The sequence below is a fragment of the Natrarchaeobaculum sulfurireducens genome, from assembly GCF_003430825.1.
In the GTDB taxonomy this organism is placed as follows: domain Archaea; phylum Halobacteriota; class Halobacteria; order Halobacteriales; family Natrialbaceae; genus Natrarchaeobaculum; species Natrarchaeobaculum sulfurireducens.
Map to the genome: position 1 here is coordinate 29,339 of NZ_CP024047.1, position 17,313 is coordinate 46,651.

General features: G+C 64.2%; 18 protein-coding genes, 1 tRNA gene and 1 pseudogene. 9 read left to right on the top strand and 11 right to left on the bottom strand.

The window, feature by feature from the left end; translation table 11 throughout:
• Positions 1-20: 20 nt before the first annotated feature.
• Both AArc1_RS01280 and AArc1_RS01285 read right to left on the bottom strand, forming a co-directional pair.
• Entirely contained in the window at positions 21-689 is a 669-nt protein-coding gene (locus tag AArc1_RS01280; protein ID WP_117362565.1) for a metallophosphoesterase family protein, read from the bottom strand.
• Between the two features lie 62 nt (positions 690-751).
• Positions 752-1,342, bottom strand: a complete 591-nt coding sequence (locus AArc1_RS01285) for an IMP cyclohydrolase (protein WP_117362566.1) — start codon at positions 1,340-1,342, stop codon at positions 752-754.
• 95 nt (positions 1,343-1,437) lie between these two features.
• Here AArc1_RS01285 and AArc1_RS19260 point away from each other — a divergent pair, with 95 nt between their 5' ends.
• Entirely contained in the window at positions 1,438-2,229 is a 792-nt protein-coding gene (locus tag AArc1_RS19260; RefSeq protein WP_117365716.1) for a homing endonuclease associated repeat-containing protein, read from the top strand.
• Between the two features lie 185 nt (positions 2,230-2,414).
• Positions 2,415-2,487: transfer RNA gene (locus AArc1_RS01295), tRNA-Gln, on the top strand.
• A gap of 106 nt (positions 2,488-2,593) precedes the next feature.
• On the opposite strand, the gene AArc1_RS01300 is transcribed toward AArc1_RS01295, so the two are convergent.
• Entirely contained in the window at positions 2,594-3,937 is a 1,344-nt protein-coding gene (locus tag AArc1_RS01300; RefSeq protein ID WP_117362567.1) for an oxidoreductase, read from the bottom strand.
• A gap of 107 nt (positions 3,938-4,044) precedes the next feature.
• Between AArc1_RS01300 and AArc1_RS01305 the strand changes: the two genes are divergently transcribed.
• The 3 genes from AArc1_RS01305 to AArc1_RS01315 all read left to right on the top strand — a co-directional run bounded on the left by AArc1_RS01305 (position 4,045) and on the right by AArc1_RS01315 (position 5,385).
• Positions 4,045-4,326 carry a DUF211 domain-containing protein gene (locus AArc1_RS01305; protein WP_117362568.1) on the top strand — a complete coding sequence of 94 codons (282 nt, stop codon included), beginning with the start codon at positions 4,045-4,047 and terminating at the stop codon, positions 4,324-4,326.
• Between the two features lie 2 nt (positions 4,327-4,328).
• The gene (locus AArc1_RS01310; protein WP_186336631.1) at positions 4,329-4,910 is read left to right on the top strand and encodes a VIT1/CCC1 transporter family protein; all 582 of its coding nucleotides are present in this window, start codon (positions 4,329-4,331) and stop codon (positions 4,908-4,910) included.
• Between the two features lie 64 nt (positions 4,911-4,974).
• On the top strand, positions 4,975-5,385 hold the full coding sequence (locus tag AArc1_RS01315; protein WP_117365717.1) for a hypothetical protein: 411 nt from the start codon (positions 4,975-4,977) through the stop codon (positions 5,383-5,385).
• 28 nt (positions 5,386-5,413) lie between these two features.
• Here AArc1_RS01315 and AArc1_RS18855 read toward each other — a convergent pair.
• From AArc1_RS18855 to AArc1_RS01340, 5 genes and pseudogenes are all read right to left on the bottom strand, one after another.
• Positions 5,414-5,659 (bottom strand): annotated as a pseudogene (locus AArc1_RS18855) (NAD(P)-dependent alcohol dehydrogenase); the annotation flags it as partial.
• Positions 5,660-5,989: 330 nt separating this feature from the next.
• Positions 5,990-6,526 carry a KEOPS complex subunit Cgi121 gene (gene cgi121, locus AArc1_RS01325; protein WP_117362571.1) on the bottom strand — a complete coding sequence of 179 codons (537 nt, stop codon included), beginning with the start codon at positions 6,524-6,526 and terminating at the stop codon, positions 5,990-5,992.
• Positions 6,526-8,925: an ATP-dependent DNA helicase gene (locus AArc1_RS01330; protein ID WP_117362572.1), complete on the bottom strand. Its 2,400-nt coding sequence runs from the start codon at positions 8,923-8,925 to the stop codon at positions 6,526-6,528. The genes cgi121 and AArc1_RS01330 overlap by 1 nt, the downstream gene beginning before the upstream one ends.
• Positions 8,926-9,344: 419 nt before the next feature.
• Positions 9,345-9,842: an Lrp/AsnC family transcriptional regulator gene (locus AArc1_RS01335; protein ID WP_117362573.1), complete on the bottom strand. Its 498-nt coding sequence runs from the start codon at positions 9,840-9,842 to the stop codon at positions 9,345-9,347.
• Positions 9,843-10,014: 172 nt separating this feature from the next.
• Positions 10,015-11,421, bottom strand: a complete 1,407-nt coding sequence (locus tag AArc1_RS01340; protein ID WP_117362574.1) for an APC family permease — start codon at positions 11,419-11,421, stop codon at positions 10,015-10,017.
• A 366-nt stretch (positions 11,422-11,787) separates the two neighbouring features.
• Here AArc1_RS01340 and AArc1_RS01345 point away from each other — a divergent pair, with 366 nt between their 5' ends.
• A complete protein-coding gene (locus tag AArc1_RS01345; protein WP_117365718.1) occupies positions 11,788-12,033 on the top strand; it encodes a ferredoxin in 246 nt (81 codons plus the stop codon).
• Positions 12,034-12,223: 190 nt separating this feature from the next.
• Here AArc1_RS01345 and mdh read toward each other — a convergent pair whose 3' ends face one another.
• Positions 12,224-13,138, bottom strand: a complete 915-nt coding sequence (mdh, locus tag AArc1_RS01350) for a malate dehydrogenase (protein ID WP_117362575.1) — start codon at positions 13,136-13,138, stop codon at positions 12,224-12,226.
• 151 nt (positions 13,139-13,289) lie between these two features.
• Here mdh and AArc1_RS01355 point away from each other — a divergent pair, with 151 nt between their 5' ends.
• From AArc1_RS01355 to AArc1_RS01365, 3 genes are all read left to right on the top strand, one after another.
• Positions 13,290-13,742 carry a TIGR00725 family protein gene (locus tag AArc1_RS01355; RefSeq protein ID WP_117362576.1) on the top strand — a complete coding sequence of 151 codons (453 nt, stop codon included), beginning with the start codon at positions 13,290-13,292 and terminating at the stop codon, positions 13,740-13,742.
• A complete protein-coding gene (locus tag AArc1_RS01360; RefSeq protein WP_117362577.1) occupies positions 13,739-14,167 on the top strand; it encodes a GNAT family N-acetyltransferase in 429 nt (142 codons plus the stop codon). The genes AArc1_RS01355 and AArc1_RS01360 overlap by 4 nt, the downstream gene beginning before the upstream one ends.
• 181 nt (positions 14,168-14,348) lie before the next feature.
• Positions 14,349-15,020, top strand: coding sequence for an Sjogren's syndrome/scleroderma autoantigen 1 family protein (locus tag AArc1_RS01365; RefSeq protein WP_117362578.1), 672 nt, complete (start codon positions 14,349-14,351; stop codon positions 15,018-15,020).
• A 36-nt stretch (positions 15,021-15,056) separates the two neighbouring features.
• Here AArc1_RS01365 and AArc1_RS01370 read toward each other — a convergent pair whose 3' ends face one another.
• Positions 15,057-15,473 (bottom strand): thiol-disulfide oxidoreductase DCC family protein, encoded by a 417-nt coding sequence (locus tag AArc1_RS01370; RefSeq protein WP_117362579.1) that lies wholly within the window; start codon positions 15,471-15,473, stop codon positions 15,057-15,059.
• Positions 15,474-15,584: 111 nt separating this feature from the next.
• The gene (locus AArc1_RS01375; RefSeq protein WP_117362580.1) at positions 15,585-17,180 is read right to left on the bottom strand and encodes an HTTM domain-containing protein; all 1,596 of its coding nucleotides are present in this window, start codon (positions 17,178-17,180) and stop codon (positions 15,585-15,587) included.
• Positions 17,181-17,313: the final 133 nt, after the last annotated feature.

Sequence of the window (17,313 nt, forward strand, 5' to 3'; positions counted from 1 at the left end):
TTCGTTCTCGTGGTGTCCGTTCAGGCGCCGCGAGCGAGCCGCCGACCGATCCGGGCTGGAAGTTCCGCATCCCTGACGGCCGCCTGGACGGCGTCGACGTCGTACTCGATACGGAACAGGTCGACGGACATCGTCTCGAGGTCGACCACCGCGTAGGCGGCCCTGGGGTCGCCGTCGCGTGGCTGGCCGACGCTTCCGGGATTGACGACGAGTCCCTCGGTGAACTGTCGGACTCCCTGAACGTGGGTGTGGCCGAGGACGAGAACCTGCTCGTCCCCGAGCAATCGCGGCGAGAACTCGTCGGGATACGTATAGCGGGTGTACCGGTCGGGGTCATCCGGGTGACCGTGAACGAGCCGGATGCGATCGTCACACGCGAGGCGCTCGACCGGCAGGTTCGAGAGCCACTCGAGCTGATCGTCGGACAGCTGGGTTCGCGCGTGCTCGAGGCCCGCCCGCGCCGTGTGATTGAACCCGGCTGTTCGGCCCTCGACGACCGCAGCATCGTGATTTCCACACACCGTCGGGACGGCTCGCTCGCGGAGTTCGTCGACGCACTCGGCGGGCCAGGGGTTGTAGCCGACGACGTCGCCCGCACAGACGAGTTCGTCGACCGTCGGCATGTCCGCGAGGACGGCCTCGAGGGCGACCCGGTTGCCGTGGACGTCCGAGATGAGTCCGACGCGCATGGCCGTCGCTACCAGATCGCCCCGTAAGAACGTTGTCCGGCGTGGCGATGTGTCCGTGTCGATTACGCGCCGTTCTCGATCGCCGTCTCGAAGCCGTCGTCGGTCCGAACGACGCCCGCTGCACAGACGGCGTGTTCGAACTCGAGACCGTAGGCCGCCCGTGCTGCCTCGGCGGCGCTTTCGGCCTCGAAGTCGAACGGCTCGGGAGTGTCTTTCTCGTAGGTCGCGACGAGCGTCGGTTTCTCGACGGTTTCGACGACCAGGGCGTCCTTGCGAACCGTCCCGATCAACGCCTCACCCTCGTCGTCGATCGTCGCCGCGATCCGAGGGGTGTCGTAGTCGTCTTTCTCGTAATCGAGCGCGAGCAGACACTCCGCGAGCGCGTCTCGAGCGGGATACCCCAACTCGAGTTTTTCGGCGATCGGATCGACCTGCGAGCCGTTGCCAAAGGCGACCGTCTCGCCGGTCGGCGTCTCGACGACGCGCAGGCAGTTGTAGGAAACGTACGGGTTGTCCGTTTCCGGGGCGTCGTCGGTCGGGCCAACGGTGAGCGCCTCGTCTCGAGCCGTAATCTCGCGGTTGGGAAACGATCTCGAGGAGACGCGGTAGGCACCGCCCTCGGGGCCGACGACGACGAATCGTCCGACGTACATACCCGGTGGTGTGTGAGAGAGGGGAAAAGGCGTGTCGGTTCGCGGGTTCATCTCGAGTCCCCGATTTTATAACCGATGACGCGACCAACAGGGGTGTGACGACGAAACGGGAGTGTCTGGACGCCTTGCGTGGGGCTGCCGACCAGCTCGGAAAGTCGCCGACGAAGGCGGAGTACGAGGAGCTAGGGCTAACGCCTGCTTCAGCGACAATCATTCGGACGGTCGGCGGGTGGAACGAGGCGAAAGGGCTAGCCGGGCTCGAGACGTATTCCTCGCGAGGGCCTCGGGTTAGTCCGCCTCCCGACGACATCCAACTCCCAAACGACACGTCGTGGGACGAACTGAGCGTCGATCAGCGGTGGCACTACCGAAACGCCGAGTGGAACACCGAGCGGTCGCTACGTCGTCGTGCCCGACACAGACGATGGCTCAACGATTACAAACGCAGATGTGCATGTCACTCCTGTGGCGTAGACACTGTTGCCTGTCTCGACTTTCATCACGTATCGGCACGAACCAAGCGGATGAGCGTTGGTCGTATGATCACGTATGGATATGGCAAGGACGGTATCTGGGATGAAATCCAAAAGTGTGTCGTCCTCTGTGCGAACTGCCATCGAGTCACTCATTGCGACCCACCGGAACGTGAACTGAAACAGTGGGTCTGGGAACGGAAACAGATAGCAGGTGGATGCGCCCGGTGTGAGGAAAATCGACCAGCGTGTTTGGACTTCCACCATACTACGGACGAGAAAGAAGCGACAGTCGCATCATTGACCTCCGAAAACCGGTCGAAAAAGCGGATACAGGCGGAGATTGATCGATGTACCGTCCTCTGTGCGAACTGCCATAGAATAGAGCACTACGTGCCACCTTATCGGGACTAGCGCTCTCAGCTCTCTCCAACTGAGGATCTGTGATCTGAACGTTTGTCGCTGACCTGCAATAGCGTTCTTTCACCTCGTCGACCCAACCATCCACCGTCCGTTCTCCGGTTGAGTTCGTAACGCTCTAATACGTGCACCCTCTATTAATGGATACACCGTTGGAACTGGCTCAACGGAAACATATCAGTCCATTGGGGTAGTGGCCAATCCTGAAGCCTTCTGGGGGCTTCGACCCTGGTTCGAATCCAGGATGGACTACTTCTCTACCGCTTCGCTTCGACAATGTTGGTAGCCGCCTCTATCGGTTTCCACCTGAAACGAAGGGGTTAGTGTGACGTGGTTGTCTGTGCTGGGAAGTGCAGAATCACTGTCGATTTTGGTCGTACGCTCCCTCACGCTCGAGGACACCGCGCCGTCGTAACACGCTCGGTGTTCGACAGATACCGGGAGCGCCGGTCGCCTGCGGGACGGTACAGTTGTTGCAGTTCTCACAGAGGACGGTCGGGTCGTCGTCGCTCGAGTGCAACAACCGAGCACCGAGCCGTGGCTCCGCGTAGAACGGACGGGCGAGCCCGACGGCGTCACATGCCGGTTCAGTCCCGCTCGAGCCGTCACCAAGCAGCCGATCCATCTGCCCGCGCTCGCGGATCCCGCCCTCCGCCAGGACGGGGATCGACACCTCGTCTCTCACTCGGCGACAGAACGCCTCGTTCCAGGCCGGTTCGAAGTCGTACTGCAGCGACTCCACGCGATTGCCGAGGGCGACGAGTCGTTTCCGAACGGGGCCGCCGAAGGCCGCGTCGTACCCCTCCTGTAGCGCCTCGTTCTCCCAGGCTCGAGCGGGGTACTCGCCACGGACGATGCTCATATCCCAGACGACCGACGTCAGGACGGGGACGACGGCGTCGTAGCCGATCGTCTCGAGGCGGCGGGCGATTTCGACGCCGTCGGCGAGCGAGAGCTTCCGCCGTACCAGCGGCGACGGCGGCGCGGGGGTCTCTGCGGGGACTTTGGTCACGAGCGGGATGTCCCCCGCCCGGTCGCGGATCTCGTCGTGAACGAGCGCGAGAAACTCGAGGCGGGCCTCGGGTGAGCCGCCGAACTCGTCGTCGCGACGGTTGTAAAACGGCGAGAGGAACTGCTGGACGATCCCCATGTTCGCCCCCGAGATGTGGATCCCGTCGTAGCCGGCGTCGGCGGCGTAGGCGGCCGAGCGGCCGAAGTCAGCTGCGAGATCGTACACCTCCTCGGTCGAGAGGACGTGGGGGTCGTACGAGAGCGCTCCCACGCGATCGAACAGTCGCAGTTGCCACGGGAGTTCGGAGACGGCGAGTTGCTCGAGTTCGGGGTGTTTGCGGCGGTACTCGGCGTTCCAGGTCTCCATGCTCCGCAGGCCGCCGTGTTCGAGCTGGATGAAGATGCGGCTCCCGTGGTCGTGAACCCGGTCGGTCAGCCGCGACAGCCGCGAGACGAACGCGGGGTCGTGGACGCGGGTCATCCCCGGTGCGGCACAGCCGCCCTCGCCCTGGACGATCGTCGCGCCCTGAAAGAGCAGTCCCACGCCGGATTTGGCGGCGGGCTCGAGTTCCTCGATCAGCGTCTCGACTGCGTCCGGCCCGTTGCCCGCACACTCGAGCAGCGGTGCCCGGTAGAGCCGGTTCGGGACCGTCACGTCGCCGATCTCGAATGGGTCCTCGAGGGTGGCCATAGCCCGTCTATTACGGGTGTACACAAGAGCGTAGCGTCGGTGGGCGAAAACGGCTCTCGTGAGTCGGTGTCCGTAGACATATCTGTCAGCTCGCCGTTCGAACGGGCATGGCTCCGATCACGCGACTCGTCCTCGACGTGTTGAAACCCCACGACCCCGGTGTCGTCGACTTTACGACGGAACTGGGCGACCTCGAGGCCGTCGAGGCGGCGACGGCGACGGTCGTCGAAGTCGACGAGACCGTCAAGACGCTGCGGGTAACGCTCGAGGGCGAGGCCCTCTCGATCGACGCGATCCGCGAGGAAATTCAGGACCTGAGCGGGTCGATTCACTCGATCGATCAGGTCGCCTGTGGCTCGCGTGCCATCGACGATCCCTGGCTCGGCTGACGATGGGTCGTCGACTCGCCCGGCTTCGTCGCGTCCTCGAGAAAGAGGACGTCCGCTCGATCTCGCGGCGGTACTTCATCGCCAACGGATTCGACGGGACGCTCACCAGCATCGGCGTCGTCGTCGGCGCGTATCTCTCCGGGATCGACGAGGGGCTCACCGTCGTCGCGATCGGCCTCGGGGCGGCCGTCGGGCTCGGTACCTCGGGCGTCTGGAGCGTCTGGGAGATCGAGCGCGCTCAGGCGCTGGCCGAACAGGAACGTATCGAGCAGGCGATGCTCACCGAACTCGAGGACACCCGCGTCCAGCGTGAACATCGCGCCGCCCAGATCGTCCACGCCACCGCGAGCGCAACCGGGCCGATCCTCGCCATCCTGTTGACGCTCTCGCCGCTGGTGCTCGAGGGCGTCGTCTTTACGATGGCCCAGTCGGTCCTGGCGTCGATCGCCGTCGGCGTCGCGATCCTGGCGGCGTTCGGGATCTATCTCGCGTCGATCTCGAAACAGCGCTGGTACGTTGCGGCCGTTCGCATGGGACTGGCCGGGATCGTCGTGGCGGGCATCAACGTCTTCTTACCCGGCTGAGCCGTTTTGACTGCCTTTCGATCGCCTGGTACGATTCTTGTCTCCGGCTGTGGACGACTCGAGTATGGGAGCTCTGTCCACGATCCCGACGTCCGTCGACGACGCCTCCCGATTCCTCCCCTGGTTTCGCGTGGTGTTCGGCACGATCGGTCTCCTATCCCCGCGCCTGCTCGGCCGGTGGTACGGCCTGTCCGCCGCGGATGGGGGCTCGCTCGAGGTCGCCCTTCGGTATGCGTGCGTTCGGGCACTCGGCCTGGGACTCGGGCAGCTGACGGCGTCCGCCGACCGCCGTCCCGACTGGGACCGTATCGCCTTGTTGGTCGATACGCTGGACACACTCATGATTCTCGAGGCGGGACTCCGCGGACGGATTCCGAGACGGAGCGCGCTCGTGATGCTGAGCGGGACGGTCACGGGAACGGTGGTCGGAGCCCTCACGCGACGGCGCATCACGACGGAATCGGCGGCCGACTGACACTCCGTCGGCAACCCCGAGGTCGGACTTACGGTGGGAGTACGACCGCGCGGCCTTCGATCTCGCCGTGCTCGAGTCGCTCCGCGACGGTGTTAATCTCCGCTAAGTCGTGGCGTTCGGTGTGTAACTCGACGTCGCCGCGGTCGACGAGCGCGACCAGCTCTTGCAGTTCGGTGTACCGACCGACGAGATCGCCCTGATACGACATGGCGACATCCTCCTCGCTCGGGTCGACCGTGTGGTGGGCTCCAAGGTCGTCGACTACCTCGAGGGCGGGCTTGGGGTTGTCGATCCACACCGCCGTTACCACCTCGATGCGCTCGTCGTCGACCTCGCCCCAGGCGTTGTCCTCGAGTCCAGCGTCTGGAACGCCGAGAGCACCCGTCGCGAACAACCCGCCCAGTGCGACGCCGCCACAGATGGCGATCACAAGCACGGCCTTCACCATCCTCTCGATCATAGACGATGCTTGAACTGACCTGTAATGGCCCTTCTACGTTGGCGAACTGCCCACGTCGCCGCCTGTAGACGGTGGTCTGTCGATCTCGATCGATAGCGACCTCCTCGGTTCGGGAGAACCGTCCCACGCGTGGCTGTCAGAGCGTTACTTCTCGACTTCGAGCAAGGCCACCCGCTCACGGACGAGCGCGGAGAGTGACGCGTCGGTGGCGGCCCGCTCAGCCTCGGTGATGTCGAAGAACGCACACAGTGTCTCGGCGTCGGTTCGCTCGAGCGTCGGTTCCTGCGAGCCGATGGCGTCCAGCCCGCGGACCTGCTCGCAAGCAGCAGCCGCTCTGGTTTCGCGGTCGGTGTCGCCGTCGGCATCATCACTCGGTCCGGCGTCGATTAGGATCACAGCCCGGTTTTCGCCCTCGCCGACGCCCATCTCGAGGGCGCGGTCGATCTGGCGACGGCCGGCGGCGTACAGCAGGATTTCGACCGCCCGGTCGCGGGCGATGTTCTCGCCGCGTTCGATCGCTCGGTCGGCGAGTTCGACGGCCCGCTCGAGGTGATCGCGGTCTGCGACGTAGTGGGCGTCGAACGCCTGGATCGTCACGCCGTGGCGCTCGCCGATCGTGCCGAGATCGGCGACGAACGAATCGAGGTCGTCGACGGCCAGTCGACACTCGAGCACCCGCATTAGAAATCACCCAGGCTCGACTGGCCGTCGTCCGACTCGTCCGATTCGACGCCCGGGTCGGGGTCGTCCCTGCCCTCGCCGCTCGAGCGTGTCACACCGCCCGTTTCGGGATCGATCGGCTCGACGCCGTCCATCGACGGGTCCTCGCGGCCAGCGTTCTCGAGGATCGTTTCGGCCGTTTTCTCCCCTTTCAGGACGCCCAGGACGACCCCTTTGTCGACCGTCCGCAGGTCGGCGGGCTCCTCGATGTCGGCCGCGTAGAGCCGCCGGGCGCGCTTGCGACCGACGCCGCCCACCGAGACGAGTTCTAGTAGCTCTTCGCCGACGCCGTGTTCGACGCGGGCGCGGGCCTCGCGGACGGCGACGGTCCACTCGCTGTCGACCTCGCGGGCGAGCGACTCGGCGGCCCCGAGCAGCCACTCGGCGGTGTCGACTTTGCCCCGCAGGTCACCGGGACCGATCTTGTACCGCTCGGTGATCGTCTCCTCGTCGGTCTCGTCGGCCCAGTCCTCGAGCAGTTTCCCGGTCTTGAGCGCGGCGAGCCAGTCTTCGAAGCGACTCTCCTCGAACTCGCTCGGGGCGTCCCCGAGCAGCTCGCGCTCGCGTTCGTAGTAGAGTTCGCCGAATGTCTCGTCCTCACTGGAGCGCAAGTAGAGTTCGTACATGTCCGGGGTGCGCGAGATGAGCTGGTAGAGACCGAGAGCAGTCGGTCGCTCGTCAGCGCCCTCGAGCCCGTGGACGATCTCGGCGGCGCTCATCGGGTCGAGGTAGAGCCGCGAGACGGTGTGACCGAGGCTGGTGGCCTCGAGTTCTTCGTCCGTGCCAGCGTCGTCGGCGAGGTCGGCAGCGGCGGTAAACGCGCTCGTCGCGTCGTCGCCGCCTTCCGCCCCTTCGCGCTCTCGCGGTGGCTCGCTCGAGCGATCCGAGCCACCTGACGGTGCGCGTTCGATGAAGTCGTTCCGCTCGAGATACGCGAGCACGTCGTCAGTGACGCGCTCGAGTCGGCCCGCTTCCGAGGATTGACTCGCATAGAGGGTCGCCTCGAGGAACTCGAGGAGGCCTTCACGGGTCCGGGCGAAGCCGGAGGCGATGGTCGCGAGGACGTGCGTTCGCAGTGCGGGTTCGGCCGCGAGTTTCGAGCGAACGGCTTCGGGATCGGCCCAGACGTAGCGGTCGAACAGTTCCTGACTCTCGTCGTGGCTCTTCGCCAGCAAGACGGCCTCGCCGTAGGGGTCGAGCCCCGGTCGGCCGGCTCGTCCCATCATCTGGTGGATCTCGAGGACGTCGAGGGGGGCCATCCCGCCAGCGCTTGGGTCGAATCGTCGCCAGTCGCGGACGACGACGCGGCGGGCGGGCGTGTTGACGCCGGCTGCAAGGGTGGGTGTCGCCGAGATAACCTTCAGCAGGCGGTCACGGAAGGCGTCTTCGACGAGCGACCGCTGGGTCGCAGAGAGCCCCGCGTGATGAAAGGCCGAGCCGCGTTCGACGCAATCGGCGAGGTCCGTGCTGGTTTCGGTGTCGCTGTCGTCGCGGATCTCCGCGGCGAGGTCGGCGAGATCGGTACGCTCGTCCTCGGCCAGTTCGTGACTCGAGACCCCTCCAAGCCGGCGGGCTGCGGCCTCTGCATTCCGTCGGGAGTTGACGAACACGAGCGAGGAGCCACCCTCCTGGAGGATATCGCGGACGAGCGCGGCTTCCTGTTTCTCAGTGCCCTCGACGGGCACTTCACGGGTCGAGCCGTCGTCGAAGTTGAGCGCGTTGCCGTAGTGGACGCCCATCCGGAGGTCGATCGGTCGCCAGTCCGTATCGACGAGCGAGGCGTCGAGCCAGTCGGCGATCTCGCCGGCGTTGCCGACGGTCGCCGAGAGTGCAACGACCTGCATCCCGGGGTTCAGTCGCCGGAGTTTGGCCAGGGTAACCTCGAGCGTCGGGCCCCGGTTGCGGTCGTCGATGAGGTGGACCTCATCGGAGACGACACAGGTCAGCTCCGAGAGCCAGCTGGCACCGTTTCGCACGAGTGAGTCGACTTTCTCGCTGGTCGCGACGACGATGTCTTTCGTCGCGAGCCAGTCGCTGGTGCTCTCGTAGTTCCCGGTCGTGACGCCGGTGGTGACGCCGAACTCCTCGTAGGCTTCGAACTCGGCTTGTTTCTCGCTTGCCAGGGCGCGCAGGGGGACGATGTACAGCGCCTTCCCGCCGCGGGCGACCGCCGACAGCATCGAGAGGGCCGCGATCATCGTCTTGCCGCTGGCGGTGGGGACGGCGGCGACGAGGTTTTCACCCTCGAGTGCTCCGGCCTCGACTGCCTCGGCCTGTGGTGGGTAGAGTGCCTCGATCCCCTCGTCCCGGAAGTGTGAGACGGCCCCGGGCGGGAGCCCCGACAGCTCCTCGATAGTCATTGGCCGTCTTTGGAGCGTGTTGCGGTTTAAAGTGTCGTCTCCGCGGCCGGATCGCACTCGCACGCCACGTTTATGACTGGGATCTCCGATCGAATCGTCTCGGGGTCGCCGACACCTCGACACGGCAAGCAGTCGCCACGTGAGCCACCTCGAGACCAGGTGGTTCGAGCGGCTAGCACTCACCCACCAGCACGAGTCGGCAAAGCTGTCCCGAACGGTCTCGAGGCGTTTAGTCTGCCTTTTGTCTGTTTTCGATGGAGTGCGTGCCGACGCGCTTGTACCGACTCACCGGTACAACAGCTCGTATCGGTCGCCTATCCGATGTGGGAACGGTCATGAAAGTTGCGATGAGGGTGATCAAAACGCTCGTCTCGCTGGGTCCGGTTACAGAAGCGCAAGGAGAATGCCTGACCCAAAGGTCAGGATGAATCCTCGTCGGTAAGTGCGTCGACGAGGGTGTCGACTTCGAAGTCGTTGACCGGGTACGTCTCGTTTTTGACGGTCGTGATCACGAACTTCGAACTCGTCCGCGTCACCTCGTCGATCGACTCGTACTCCTCGACGAGGGTCTCGACCATCTTCCGACTGGTCGCGTGTGCGACGAGGACGAAGTCCGTATCGCCCATCGTGAAGTAAACCTGGTTGACGCCCTCGATGTTCGCGAGTTTCTCGCCGACGTCGTCGTGATAGCCCTCGCCGAACTCGGCGTACACCTCGCTGATGATCGCGATCTCGAGGCCGATCTTCGACAGATCCACCTCGAGCAGGTCGTTTTTCACGACCCCCTCCTCTCGGAGTTGTTTGAGCCGGTAGTGAACCGTCGACTTTGGGATCCCGGTGTGTTCGTGGATCGCCACTGCGCTATCGGTGCCCGCTGCCGCTGCCGCCTTGAGAATCCGGATATCTTTTTCGTCCATCGTTTACGACGTGAAGTTCGGTTCGCTCGAGCGACGACGACCGATCGATCGCCGGCTCGAAACGACGTATCTGGATAGAGTTCGCTCACCAGTAATGAAGGTACGCGATCGGTCAACAGCGTGCACGTTCGACCACGACCGTTCCGAGGGGGTTGCTCGGGTGTGGTGTTGTCTAGTCGTCGCTCAGCGCGCTCATCTTCTCGACGACTTCGTCCGAGGAGTCGACCGGTGAATCGCCGGAGAGCGCGTAGAGGACGACCCCGAACGCACACCAGAGGAGGACGATGGCCCACTCGTAGGGCCATAGCAGTGCGGATTGGCCGCCGGGGAGATAGAGCGTGACGAAGACCCCAGTCAGTATCAGCCCGATGATACCGGTGAGGTAGCCGCCAGGAACCTTGTACGGGCGGTCCATCTCCGGCTCACGGTATCGCAAGATCAGGAACGAGAGGACGACGAAGAACCAGGCGACGACGATGCCGATCCCGCCGGCGTTGACGATCCACGTCAGCATCTGCTCGCCGAAAAACGGCGCGAGTACCGACAGGGCACCGATCAGCAAAATTGCGTTACTGGGCGTGTTGTACGTGGGGTGGACCGTCGAGAGCCACTTCGGGAGCATCCCGGCTTCGGCGAGAGCGAACAGCGCTCGACTCCCGCCGATGATGAACGCGTTCCAACTCGTCAGAATCCCCGCGATACCCGCCAGGGCCATGATCTGGCCGACAGTGGTGCTGTCGTAGAGGACACCCATCGCCTCGGCGGCAGGCAGCGTACTGTCGACGAGTTCGGCACCCGGAAGGGCACGACTCGAGCCCCAGATGACGGCCATGTAAAACAGCGCGGCCATCCCGACCGACAGCAAGATCAATAGTCCCAGCGTTCGGGCGGGAATGTCGGCTTCCTCGGCCGACTGCGGGATGACATCAAAGCCGACGAACATGAAGGGGGTCATCAAGATGACGGCGAAGATGCCGGCGGTACCGGCACCGAACGAGGGATCAGGTGACGGCTGGCCGCTCGTGACTGCGCTGGCGACCAGCATGACACCGGCCAGTGCGATGACGACGGTCATGATGATCTGGAACTGGGCGGCGATGCGGATGCCGATGTAGTTCAGGAACGTCATCGCGACCGTTCCCAGTACGCCGACGACGATCCACGTGGCGTACACCGGTTCGCCAGCGACGTTCCAGAGCGGGAACGCGTCGAATCCGGGGATGATAAACGCCATCGCCGAGGGCAACGCAACCGCCTCGAAAGCCGCGACAGTGACGTATCCGAAAATGAGTGCCCACGTACAGAGAAACGAGCCGATTGGTCCCAGCGCCCTGAGGCTATACACCTGTGCCCCACCGACGAGCGGCATCGCCGACGCGAGTTCGCTGTAGATGATCGCGACGAAACTGACGACGATTGCCCCGGCGACGAACGCGACGATCGCCCCGTGCGGGCCGCCCGAGTCGATCCAGTCGCCGGCGAGAATAATCCATCCCCAGCCGATCATCGCCCCGAAAGAGAGAATAAGCGTCTCCTTGCTCCCTAACGTCTTTTCCAACCCGTGAGTAGATTCTGACATGGTTGTGAGTTTCTTCCAGGAAGGTTTTTCACGGACTCTGTCTTGTATCTTCCGACTAGAGTTGTATCTAGAGCAATTATATCTTCAGACAATGGAATGGGTCTAACTCTTGTCCCTATATTTGTGATTTGTTGAATAACGTGGGCTATAAGTTGAGTTCGTGCAACACACGCCGGAACGCGACCTTCGTCGGTCTCTTACCGGCGGGACCGACTCCACAGTCACGTATGGCTGGTCCAGGGCCCGCTCTTGGGGCCGGGTCCGCTCTCGGACGCGCGATCGCTCGAGAGCACTGTCCCGGGCTGTACGGACGGTCGATTCCGTTCGATCGCTAACGATTTACGCCGATCGGCCGAACGACTCACTATGCGAATCGAATTCGACGAGGACACGTGTATCGGAATGTTCCAGTGTGTCGCCGAGTGGGATGCCTTCGAGAAGGACAAATCGCGCGGAAAGGCGGTCCTCGAGGACGCAACGGAGATCGAAGACGGCGTTTTCGCTCGTGAAGTGCCCGAGGACGCAGAACTCGACGCGAAGTTCGCCGCTCGTACGTGTCCGGTCGATGCGATCGTGATCTACGACGACGATGGCGAGCAGTTGATCCCCTAGGTTCCCGTCTCTTCTCGCGGCGACGCTGAATCCGGGACCGCTCGAGCAGCGAGTGCAACAGCGCTGACGCGGCCGTTTTCCGTGCGAATCGCTCTCGGTGTCGATTCAGGGTCGGCGACGGGACCCACCCCCGTGGTCGGCGACGAAAACGTGGAATCGAGGTGCAGTCGCGTCGAACTGTCCCTCGAGCTTACGAGATCTTCTCGTACTGGTCGGAGAGCTTCTCGGCAGCCTCACCGAGCTGGTCTCGTTCGAACTCCGAGAGGTCCCACTCGACGACCTCTTCGATACCGTTTTTCCCGAGCTTACACGGGACGCCGAAGGCGGTGTCCTCGTGGCCGTACTCGCCCTCGAGCGTGACGCTGCAGGGCAGCACTTCGCCGGTGTCACGGAGGATGGCCTCGACGGTGTGAGCGACGCCCGTCGCTGGGCCCCACTGGGTCGCGCCTTTCTTCTCGATGACGTTCATCGCCGAGGTCTGGAGTTCTTCTAGGAGTTCGTCTTTCTCCTCGTCGGAAAAGTCGAGGTCCTGGCCGTTTACGCGCACCTTCGAGAAGGCGGGGACCTGTGCGTCGCCGTGTTCGCCGAGGATCGTCGCGTCGACGTTCTGGACGGGGGCGTCGTAGCGCTGGGCGATGACGTAGCGAAAGCGTGCGGAGTCGAGTCGGCCGCCGAAGCCGACCACTTTCTCGCGGGCGCGGTCGCCGGTCTCGTAGAGGTGGCGGTTGAGCAGGTCGACGGGGTTCGACGTGGTGACGGTGACGTAGTCGTCGTTGTACTCGGCGATCGACGAGCCGATGTCCTCCATAATCGGCGCGTTGTCGCCCGCCAGATCGATACGGGTCTGGCCCGGCTGGCGTGGGATGCCGGCGGTGATGACGACGACGTCGGAGCCTTCGGTGTCCTCGTAGCCGCCCTGGCGAACCGTCGTGTTCGAATCGTAGGCCGCACCGTGGTTCGTGTCGGCTGCCTGGCCGATCGTCGTGTCTTCCTGATCCGGAATGTCCACGAAGACGAGTTCATCTGCGATGTCCCGAAGTGCGATGTTGTAGCCTGCAGCGGCCCCGACCGTCCCGGCCGCGCCAACTACGCTAACTTTCGTCATACCACGTCAAACTCGACCTCCCCTCGCGTTAAATCCGTCGGATTCAGCACGCAGACCTGATATTGACGAGAAATAGTACGTCGATCGTCGAATCGCGGCGCGTCTCAGGCAGACCGAATCGATCATACATCGGCGTCGCACCGTCTTCGGTATGAGCGATCGTATCAGCGTCATCGGCGGTGGGAGCATTCCGGATGAATCACGGACGGTCGCGACTGCGGTCGGTCGCGAGCTTGCTACTCGAGGATTGACGGTCGTCTGTGGAGGCCGTGGCGGGACGATGGAGGCCGTCTGTCGCGGCGCGAAAGCCGAGGGCGGCTCCACGATCGGAATCCTCCCCGGCGAGCGTCGCGAGGCGGCGAACGAATACGTCGACGTGGCCATCGCGACCGGCCTCGGCCACGCCCGAAACGCGCTCGTCCCGCTCAACGGTGACGCAGTTATCGCCCTCTCTGGCGGCCACGGCACGCTCACGGAACTCGGGTTCGCAGGCATCTACGACCGCCCGGTCGTCGGTCTCGGCACCCACGACGTTCCCGGCCTCGAGACCGTCGAGACGGCCGAAGCCGCCGTCGACGCCGTCGAGGCTGCCCTCGAGTCATGACCGCACCCAACCACCCCGATCCCTATGCGATCCGGGAGCAACTCCCCGAGCCGGAGACGTTCGCTGGCCTGCGTGACGCCGCGGGGATGTCGCCGCGCTCGCTCGAGGGGATCGAACGCGGGCTCTCGAACTCGATCTACGGCGTCGTTGCGATCTACCGGCCAACGGGCGAAGTGGTGGGTATGGGCCGGATCGTCGGCGACGGTGGGACGGTCTACCAGATTTCGGATATGGCCGTCCACCCGGACCACCAGCGCCGAGGTCTCGGCACGCGGATTATGGCCCGACTCGAGGCCTACATTGACGAGACGGCACCCCCGAACGCGTACGTGAATCTGCTGGCGGACGTCGACGGCTTCTACGAGCGATTTGGGTACGAGGAGACCCGGCCCGCCTCGAAAGGACTGTACCGTCGAACCGGGTGATGGCGACGGATCACCGGCCGTCAGAGAGCGCTCGTCCCCCGAACTGACACCTCTCCGGTGGCGTCGGCACGTCTGCCCTCGTGCGAGAGGAAACCCCGGCGGGTACGCCCAGGCGGACGTCAGTGATTGGGAAATCGGTCACTTCGCAGCTTTTTCGACGGTGTAGCGCTTCAGTGCGGGTATGAGCGATAGCGACGCAGGCGACGACGAAGGGATCGACAAGGAGGCCCTGCGCGAGGAACTCCGCGAGAAGTACGAGCGCGACGAGCGCGAGCGTGAGGCCACCCAGCGGATGAGCGACCTCCTGCTCAAAGGGGCCACGATGACCAACGCCCACTGTGGGACCTGCGGGGATCCGTTGTTCCAGCAGAACGGGACGACGTTCTGTCCGGGCTGTCACGGTGGCCCGGAGGCCGTCGAGGGAACGGGGCTCGAGGACGCCACTGACGATGGAGCGAGCGATCAGGGGACGCCCGACGCCGGGAAGCCCGGAACCGACGCCGAGCCGTCTCTCGCCGACGAGCCCGCGCCGTCGCCCGACCGCCCGTCCGAGGACGGACCCACCGGCCCCGTCGACCGACGACAGCGTGCACCCGACCCCGACTCTGACGCCACGGCCGACGTCGAACGGGTCAGTTCAACCGGCTCCAGTCCAACGAGAAACGACCGGCAGCCGGTCCGACCGAAACCGCGTGCGGCCTCGACCAGCGAGTTCGAGACGGCCCGCGACTCCCTCCAGCGAGCCCTCGAGAAGTTCGCCGCCGAGGCGGCCAGCACGGACGACCCACGCTACGCCAGGGAGTGTCTCGAGGCCGCCCGCGAGGCGAGCGAGACGCTAAGTACGCTTCGATAAGGGACGACACGGGCCGTTCGAGCGGTGTCGTCCGACTCAGTCGAGAAACCGCGACTGGATGTCGCCGCTTGGCATCATACACTGGTCTTTCTTCCCGAACAGGCGGTAACGGTTCGCCGCGACGAGGTCGTATCCCCAGTCACGCACCCGTCGTGGGAGGTAGCGCAACGGTCGTCCAAGGGTATAGACGCCGCCGAGGATGGCACCGATCCGGATCACGGCTGACGATTTGATATAGACGTCGTCGCCCTCGACCAGAACGATCGAGTCGAGCTCGTCGCTCGCCAGGCCGTGTTCCTCGAGAAGCCGGTCGCCGACGTCGGACTGCAACGACGCGAAGTGAAAGCGTCCCTCTGGGTCGCGCGGGATGAGAAACTGGACGAACCCGGTACAGAGGTTACAGACACCGTCGAAGAGGACGATCGGGTCCTCGGTGGGGATCTCGTCGTCCATCAGTGGGCGAGAATACTGTCCGTGCGCAATTCAGCGTTCCGGTCGCGGCGGTGACGGTCTCACTTCCCGTCGCGATGGTGGGTCTCACTTCCCGTCGCGGCGGTGACGGTCTCACTCGGGTGGCTCGATCTCGGTCGGTTCGTTGTCGCCACAACCGTGTTGGTACAGTTCGGACGTCCACGTTTCCCGGTCTTCCGGCGTGGTAATCGTCTCGAGCGTGACGTCTTCCGAAACCTGGTACATGTTCAGGTGGGTGAGTTCGACGTCGTTCTCGTCGGCCCAGGTGGTACAGTAGTGCTCGGCGAGTTCGATGTGGGCACCGTTCGCCCGCTCGTCGTTTGCATGCCGGCGGACGCTGTTCATGTAGAACCGTTCGCGGTAGGTGCTATACTGTTGCTGTAGCTCCTGGCCGGGCCGGTCGTAGGTCAACGGTCGGTCGTTGTAGACGTCGATCCGATCACCGTCTACAGTCTTCGCGGCGAAGACGTAGTACCGGTCGGTGGTTCGCGGCGTCGGCGCGAAGACGGTCCAGTCTGGCTGGTCGGCGTTGACGACGGACAACGTGTCGTCGACGCTGTCTGCGGTGTCGTCGACCGCGCCGACGGTCCCAAGCGGCGTGTGCGTCGCCGCAAGCACCAACGCGACCGAGACGATGATCACGACGAGGCTGACGGTGTAGACGCCCGATTTCGCCCGCCGGTAGCGCTCGTCGTCGATTCTGAACCGTGGGACGGACGCCGCGACGCGCTCGAGGCTCGAGGCTCGCTCGAGCAGCCGAACCCGACCGTCGTCGACGCCGAGACGCTCGAGGACGCGTTTGCCGTCGTCCCAGAACTGCGCCTGAAGGAAGAGGACGAGGGCGGCCATCGCGACGAACGCGAACGCGCCGATTCGGACGGTGATGGCGAACGAGAAGTGGCCGATCATGAACATCCCGACAACGGCCATGCGTGGTCGGCCCACCAGAACGATCAGCAGCCCCGAGCCGAGGAGCATGATGAACCACGTCGCTCCACCGAGTTGCAACAGTAGAGGGAACTCACGGATGTACTCGGCCGCAAGAAACGTCATGTCGTCGAGCCCCAGCACCTTCGGTGCCGCCTCGCCGGTGTGCCATATCTCGTCCTCGAGCTTGTGATAGCCGTTGTAGAAATACATATAGAACATCTGTAACAGGATCAGTGCGGAGGCAACGCCGGCGACGGAGGCCCGTGGCGGTCCGTCGGCGTGGGCGGCGTCGACCGACCAGCGTTCTCCGAGCGGGAGGAAGATGGCCCAGAACAGGAGCAACCGGTAGAGAACGTCGGCGTAGCTCGTCACCGCAGGATTGTGGTAATCCGTCGAGATGACCAGCAAGAACGCGAGGACCGTGGCGATCCGAGTCTTGTAGCCGACGATCAGCTGAATCGCAACGAGCGCCTGCAGAACGAACAGCCCGGCGATCACCGTCGGATCGGAGGTAAAGAAGAAGACGGAGAACGCGTTATCGGGCGTCATCTCCATCGCCAGTGACTGGGGCATCACGCCGTCGTCGGTGTAGTAAAACGAGAAGTTCCGACTCCGCAAGAGCACGTCGGCAAACAGGAGTGCCCCCATCAGGACCCGAAACACGGCCAGCGACCGCGTGTCGATGCGGACGCAGTCGCGCACGTTGCGTCGCAGACGGCGGGCCAACGAAGGCTCACCTGGCGCGGATTCCGACGTCATCGTTTCGGACGCGTGAGTAACGGACCCGGTGACAGGCGAGAGTCGTTTCGGTACCGATCGATCGAACCGTTTGCGTCGAGTGGAACGTCGCTCATTGGAAGGGGCGGACTCGGCTCGAGTCCGATTCGGCCGT

What these genes read in the sequence shown, in the direction of transcription:
- AArc1_RS01375 (WP_117362580.1), bottom strand. Translation starts at nt 17,180, where the DNA reads ATGACGTCGGAATCCGCGCCAGGTGAGCCTTCGTTGGCCCGCCGTCTG.
- AArc1_RS01300 (WP_117362567.1), bottom strand. Translation starts at nt 3,937, where the DNA reads ATGGCCACCCTCGAGGACCCATTCGAGATCGGCGACGTGACGGTCCCG.
- AArc1_RS01335 (WP_117362573.1), bottom strand. Translation starts at nt 9,842, where the DNA reads ATGGACGAAAAAGATATCCGGATTCTCAAGGCGGCAGCGGCAGCGGGC.
- AArc1_RS01365 (WP_117362578.1), top strand. Translation starts at nt 14,349, where the DNA reads ATGAGCGATAGCGACGCAGGCGACGACGAAGGGATCGACAAGGAGGCC.
- AArc1_RS01280 (WP_117362565.1), bottom strand. Translation starts at nt 689, where the DNA reads ATGCGCGTCGGACTCATCTCGGACGTCCACGGCAACCGGGTCGCCCTC.
- AArc1_RS01310 (WP_186336631.1), top strand. Translation starts at nt 4,329, where the DNA reads ATGGGTCGTCGACTCGCCCGGCTTCGTCGCGTCCTCGAGAAAGAGGAC.
- mdh (WP_117362575.1), bottom strand. Translation starts at nt 13,138, where the DNA reads ATGACGAAAGTTAGCGTAGTTGGCGCGGCCGGGACGGTCGGGGCCGCT.
- AArc1_RS01285 (WP_117362566.1), bottom strand. Translation starts at nt 1,342, where the DNA reads ATGTACGTCGGACGATTCGTCGTCGTCGGCCCCGAGGGCGGTGCCTAC.
- AArc1_RS01360 (WP_117362577.1), top strand. Translation starts at nt 13,739, where the DNA reads ATGACCGCACCCAACCACCCCGATCCCTATGCGATCCGGGAGCAACTC.
- AArc1_RS01355 (WP_117362576.1), top strand. Translation starts at nt 13,290, where the DNA reads ATGAGCGATCGTATCAGCGTCATCGGCGGTGGGAGCATTCCGGATGAA.
- AArc1_RS01370 (WP_117362579.1), bottom strand. Translation starts at nt 15,473, where the DNA reads ATGGACGACGAGATCCCCACCGAGGACCCGATCGTCCTCTTCGACGGT.
- AArc1_RS01305 (WP_117362568.1), top strand. Translation starts at nt 4,045, where the DNA reads ATGGCTCCGATCACGCGACTCGTCCTCGACGTGTTGAAACCCCACGAC.
- cgi121 (WP_117362571.1), bottom strand. Translation starts at nt 6,526, where the DNA reads ATGCGGGTGCTCGAGTGTCGACTGGCCGTCGACGACCTCGATTCGTTC.
- AArc1_RS01340 (WP_117362574.1), bottom strand. Translation starts at nt 11,421, where the DNA reads ATGTCAGAATCTACTCACGGGTTGGAAAAGACGTTAGGGAGCAAGGAG.
- AArc1_RS01330 (WP_117362572.1), bottom strand. Translation starts at nt 8,925, where the DNA reads ATGACTATCGAGGAGCTGTCGGGGCTCCCGCCCGGGGCCGTCTCACAC.
- AArc1_RS01345 (WP_117365718.1), top strand. Translation starts at nt 11,788, where the DNA reads ATGCGAATCGAATTCGACGAGGACACGTGTATCGGAATGTTCCAGTGT.
- AArc1_RS01315 (WP_117365717.1), top strand. Translation starts at nt 4,975, where the DNA reads ATGGGAGCTCTGTCCACGATCCCGACGTCCGTCGACGACGCCTCCCGA.